Here is a 5348-nt window from a genome sequence, read left to right as displayed (position 1 = left end):
CCAGAGTGGTGCCTTCCGCGTCGACGCCGTGGACCTGGAAAACGGACTTGGCAAGATCGATGCCGATGGTGGTAGGCTGGTCCATGGATGGCTCCCCTCAGTGGTGGCTTTGACAGCACCCCAATATGGCACATTGCGATGCCGGGAGCGGGAGCCATCCACCCCATCAATGGCGGACCATGGCTCGCTCTTCTCGGCCAGCTCGGTCGTGACACCGGTTCGCTCGCCACGATCCACCTCGGCCCTCTTGACCCATTCGTTCAGCGTCTGTGGTGCACAGCCGATCTTCGACGAAATCGGCGGATCGCCGACCAGCGGCTCTCATGCTGCTCTTGATTGTCCAGAACCAGGCGAACGGCACGCTCGCGCACTTCTGGGGAATACTTGTTCGTTGTCTTGCTCATGATGCTCCATCCTACTCAAGAGTTGGAGCCTCCGGCAAACCCGGCGCGGTTCAGAGCGCCAGATCGGCCTTTGGGCGACGCCGCACCAGTGCCGGCACGCGGTGGCGACGCTCATGCTCGCCCTCAATCCGGGATCGTTCGACGAGGTCGCGGCGGTGCTCGCCGACAGCCCGGATGTCTGCCGCACACATTACGGCCATGACTCGTGCGAATGCGCCGCGCGGGCCGTGCGCGACGTGCTTCTGGCGGAACACCCGGACGTCTTCAATCGGCTCTCGAAGCGGAGGACCTGATGCGCTCGCGTCCCGAAGATCATCCTGCTCCGGCGCACGTTGCCGTGCGGCCTCTCATGCTCGAGGATCGCGCCGCCCTCGAACCGGGCGCCGCCGCTGTCGTCGGTCGCTTCTTCGCCGCGGTGGCCCGCCGCAGCGAGCGCATTCATGCGCCATCTGCGGCGTGCTTCGAAGAAGCAGCCGCGTCAGAGGCGACGTTCCGCACGCTCCTGCGCGCGCTCGCACGCTACGCGCCGCAAACGTCGACTGCGTCGGCACGCGAAGTCAGCCGCGCCTGGTACGGGTAGCAACCAAAACCGGCCCGCAGGGCGGCTCCCGAGCCTGCGCGTGAACCGCTGGAATGGCCGGCATCATGGGCGCCGCTGTACGCCGCCGTGGATCGAGCCCGCATCAAGGAGAGCACCCGAGCCCGGTATCGCGCAAGCATCGAGCGCTGTGCGACGCGCGTCGCCGAGGGCCGCGCCGACGCGCCGTTCGGGCTCTTCCTCGCGTTCGAGCTCGCGGAGGCGTTCGTAGATCATCCTGATCCGGAGCGCCGGGTCCGCCCGATCACCGCCGCGAATTATGTCGACGCGCTGATCGCCGTCGGCCGCAAGGCGGGCATCGCGCCCGTCGACGATCTCGACACCATGAGCGTGATCACGCAAGAGCTGAGCGCCGAAGCCGACGCGCAGGGCAAACTCAAGAGAGGCCGGATTCATGAACTCATGAGCCGGGGCGGCTTCGCGCATGCCCGAGCTTCAGGGCAGCCCGCGGGCGGTGATGCAGGGGTGATCGGTCCGACAAAGGCATCGGGCGGCCGTCGTGCCCGCGGCGTCACTGGCGGCTCGGGACGACCTCCGCTCTGAACAGTCGAGCCCCCTGATCGCGGTGGGCCGACAGCCGCGACGGACGCCCGGACCCTGCATCAGTTTGCTTGAGTGAATGCTGTCCAGTTCTGGGTGACCAGCCCTGGTCTTGCCTTGTTCTCACCCGCAACTGATGCATAATTTCCGGATAAGTTATGGATTACCCAAGACGATAATTCGGAGACTCGCGCGTGATCTGCACGTCGTGAACGTGGCTTTCCTTCAGGCCCGCGCCGGAAATGCGCACGAAGCGGCAGCCACCGCGCATGGCGTCGACGGTGGCGGTCCCGGTGTAGCCCATCGCGGCGCGCAGCCCCCCGACGAGCTGGTGGATCACCGTGCCGGCCGGGCCCTTGTAGGGCACCTGTCCCTCGACGCCCTCGGGCACGAGCTTGTCGGAGGCCGCGTCCTTCTGGAAGTAGCGGTCGGCCGACCCGCGCGCCATGGCGCCGAGGCTGCCCATGCCGCGGTAGGTCTTGAAGCTGCGGCCCTGGTAGAGGACCACCTCGCCCGGGCTCTCGTCGGTCCCGGCGAGCATCGAGCCCACCATGGCGCAGGAGGCGCCCGCGGCGATCGCCTTGGCGAGGTCGCCGGAGAACTTGATGCCGCCGTCGGCGATCACCGGCACGTCGCCCGCCTCCGCCGCGCAATCCATCAGCGCGGTGAGCTGCGGCATGCCGACGCCCGCAACCACCCGCGTCGTGCAGATCGAGCCCGGCCCGATGCCGACCTTCACCGCATCGGCGCCCGCGTCGATCAGCGCGCGCGTCGCCTCGGCCGTGGCGACGTTGCCCGCGACCACCTGCACCTCGTTGGAGAGGCGCTTGATGCGCCTCACCGCCTCGCTCACCGCGGCGGCGTGGCCGTGCGCGGTGTCGATCACGATCAGGTCGCAGCCCGCGTCGATCAGCGCCTCGGAGCGTTCGAAGCCCGCGTCGCCCACCGTCGTCGCCGCCGCGCATCTGAGCCGGCCGAGGTCGTCCTTGCAGGCCGTCGGGTTGAGCACCGCCTGCTCGGTATCCTTCAGCGTCAGAAGCCCCGTGAGGCGGCCCGCGGCGTCGGTGACGAGCAGCTTCTCGATGCGCCGCGCCTTCATCAGGCTCTTGGCCTCCTCGCGGTCCGCGGGCTCCTGCAGGATGGCGAGGTTCTCGGAGGTCATCATCACCCGCACCGGCGTGTCGTCGTCGGTGGCGAAGCGCATGTCGCGGTTGGTGACGATCCCCATGACATGGCCCGCCTCGTCGACGACCGGGAAGCCGGTGACGCGGTAGCGCGCCTGAAGCGCCTTGGCGTCGGCGAGCGTCTGGTCGGGGCGCAGCGTGATCGGGTTGTAGACGATGCCGCTCTCGAAGCGCTTGACGCGGCGAACCTCGCGCGCCTGCTGATCGACGTCGAGATTGCGGTGGATGACCCCGATGCCCCCGGCCTGCGCCATGGACACCGCCATGTCGCTCTCGGTCACCGTGTCCATCGCCGAGCTCAGGAGCGGGATGTTGAGCGAGATCGCCTTAGTCACGCGCGTGCGCGTGTCGGCGTCGCTGGGCAGCACCTCGGAGGCGCCCGGCACCAGCAGCACATCGTCGAAGGTCAGCGCCTCCCGAATCTCCATCGCTCAGCTCCCGCGGATCCTCGTTTGGCACGTCCCTCTTGCACGGATGACGCGGATTGGAAAGCCCCGGAGCGTCCCCATTCAGTCCCGCCCGAAGACTCCGGGCAAGACCGGCGCGGCCGGGCGCGGGCAAGGCGCTTCGAAGCGCCTTGCAAGGCGTTTGCAAACGCCTTGCGCCCGGTCCCGACGGCGCCCGGATGACGCTCGCATGCGCTGGCGTGCCGCGGCTGAACGCGCCGGGGGCGCCCGGGACGCTAGGCTTTTGCCGAGCGACCGGAGACAGGACAGCGCGCCCATGACACAGGACCCCCTCGTCGTCTTCACGCCCTCGGGCAAGCGCGGACGCGTGCCGGCGGGCACGCCCGTTCTCGATGCCGCGCGGCGGCTCGGCGTGGATCTCGATTCGGTCTGCGGCGGGCGTGGCATCTGCTCGAAGTGCCAGGTGGCGCCCGCCTACGGCAGCTTTTCCAAGCACGGCGTGACCGTGACCGGCGACGCGCTGTCGGAGTGGAACGCGGTCGAGGCGCGCTACGACGCCAAGCGCGGGCTGAAGCCCGGCCGCCGCCTCGGCTGTCAGGCGCGGGTCATGGGCGACGTGGTGATCGACGTGCCGCCCGAGAGCCAGGTCCACCGGCAGGTGGTGCGCAAGTCCGCCACCCTGCGCGCGATCGAGATGGACCCGGCGACGCGCCTCCACCTGATCGAGGTGGCCGAGCCCGACATGCACGAGCCCTCGGGCGATCTGCAGCGCGTGGCGGCGGCCCTCGCGGCGCAGTGGAACATCCCCGAGGTCACCTGCGACGTCTCGCTGCTCGCGAAGCTCCAGCCGGCGCTGCGCAAGGGCGGCTGGCAGGCGACCGTGGCGGTGCACAGCCCGCACTCGGGCGCGACGCCGCGCGTCATCGACATCTGGCCCGGATTGCACGAGGGCGGGCTCTTCGGCCTTGCGATCGATGTGGGCTCGACGACGGTGGCGGCGCATCTCACCGATCTCGACACCGGCGACGTGCGGGCCTCCTCGGGCATCATGAACCCACAGATCCGCTTCGGCGAGGACCTGATGAGCCGGGTGAGCTACGCGATGATGAACCCCGGCGGCGAGGCCGAGATGACGGCCGCGGTGCGCGAGGCGATCGACACCCTCGCCACCGCCATCGCCGGGGAGGCGGGGATCGACCCGGCGCTCATCGTGGAGACCGTCTTCGTCTGCAATCCGGTGATGCATCACCTCTTGCTCGGCATCGACCCGGTGGAGCTCGGGCAGGCGCCCTTCGCGCTGGCCACCTCGGACAGTCTCGAGCTCGAGGCGCGCGACCTCGGCCTTGGCGCGATCAACCCGCGGGCGCGGGCCTACGTGCTGCCCTGCATCGCCGGGCACGTGGGCGCCGACGCGGCCGCGGTCGCGCTCTCGGAGGAGCCCTGGCGCGCCGAGGAGCTCACGCTCGTCGTGGACGTGGGCACCAATGCCGAGATCCTGCTGGGCGATACCTCGCGGGTGCTCGCCTGTTCCTCGCCGACCGGTCCCGCCTTCGAGGGCGCGCAGATCAGCGCGGGTCAGCGCGCGGCCCCCGGCGCGATCGAGGCGGTGCGCATCGATCCCGAGACGAAAGCTCCGCGCGTGCGCGTGATCGGCTGCGATCTCTGGTCCGACGACCCGGGCTTCGAGGCGGCGGTCGGCCCGGGCGGCGTGACGGGCATCTGCGGCTCCGGCATCATCGAGGCGGTGGCCGAGCTCCGCATGGCGGGGCTGATGGACGAAAGCGGCCTGATCGGCTCGGCCGCGCAGACCGGTTCGTCCCGCTGCGTGAGCGACGGGCGCACGCATGCCTACGTGCTTTACGATGCGTCCGAGGCGGGTGGGCCGCGCATCATGGTGACGCAGGGCGACATCCGCGCCATCCAGCTCGCCAAGTCGGCGCTCTACGCGGGCGCGCGGCTGCTGATGGACCAGCGCGGCGTGGACCGGGTGGACCGCGTGGTGCTCGCCGGGGCCTTCGGCGCGCACATATCGCCCCTGCACGCGATGGTGCTGGGCATGATACCCGACGTGCCCCTCGACAAGGTGACGAGCGCGGGCAACGCCGCCGGGACAGGCGCGCGCATCGCGCTTCTGAACCGGGGCGCGCGGGCCGAGATCGAGCGGCGCGTGCGCGAGATCGTCAAGGTCGAAACGGCGATCGAGCCCCGCTTCCAG

General features: G+C 69.9%; 5 protein-coding genes and 1 pseudogene. 4 read left to right on the top strand and 2 right to left on the bottom strand.

Features of this window, described 5'->3' with window-relative positions; all coding sequences use genetic code 11:
- Positions 1 to 189: 189 nt before the first annotated feature.
- Positions 190 to 404, bottom strand: a pseudogene (locus ACESL7_RS12680) (transposase); the annotation flags it as partial.
- Between the two features lie 101 nt (positions 405 to 505).
- On the opposite strand from ACESL7_RS12680, the gene ACESL7_RS12675 reads away from it, so the two are divergent.
- The 3 genes from ACESL7_RS12675 to ACESL7_RS12665 all read left to right on the top strand — a co-directional run bounded on the left by ACESL7_RS12675 (position 506) and on the right by ACESL7_RS12665 (position 1545).
- Positions 506 to 697: a hypothetical protein gene (locus ACESL7_RS12675; RefSeq protein WP_372893681.1), complete on the top strand. Its 192-nt coding sequence runs from the start codon at positions 506 to 508 to the stop codon at positions 695 to 697.
- Entirely contained in the window at positions 697 to 984 is a 288-nt protein-coding gene (locus tag ACESL7_RS12670; RefSeq protein WP_372893680.1) for a hypothetical protein, read from the top strand. The genes ACESL7_RS12675 and ACESL7_RS12670 overlap by 1 nt, the downstream gene beginning before the upstream one ends.
- Before the next feature lie 87 nt (positions 985 to 1071).
- Positions 1072 to 1545 carry a hypothetical protein gene (locus ACESL7_RS12665; RefSeq protein WP_372893679.1) on the top strand — a complete coding sequence of 158 codons (474 nt, stop codon included), beginning with the start codon at positions 1072 to 1074 and terminating at the stop codon, positions 1543 to 1545.
- A 160-nt stretch (positions 1546 to 1705) separates the two neighbouring features.
- Here ACESL7_RS12665 and guaB read toward each other — a convergent pair whose 3' ends face one another.
- Positions 1706 to 3154 carry an IMP dehydrogenase gene (guaB, locus tag ACESL7_RS12660; RefSeq protein ID WP_372893678.1) on the bottom strand — a complete coding sequence of 483 codons (1449 nt, stop codon included), beginning with the start codon at positions 3152 to 3154 and terminating at the stop codon, positions 1706 to 1708.
- 295 nt (positions 3155 to 3449) lie between these two features.
- Between guaB and ACESL7_RS12655 the strand changes: the two genes are divergently transcribed.
- A partial coding sequence (locus ACESL7_RS12655; RefSeq protein WP_372893677.1) for an ASKHA domain-containing protein occupies positions 3450 to 5348 on the top strand: 1899 nt, incomplete at its 3' end.

The sequence above is a fragment of the Rhodosalinus sp. genome (assembly GCF_041685465.1).
Lineage (GTDB): Bacteria > Pseudomonadota > Alphaproteobacteria > Rhodobacterales > Rhodobacteraceae > Rhodosalinus.
This window is presented reverse-complemented; position numbering and strand designations above follow the sequence as displayed.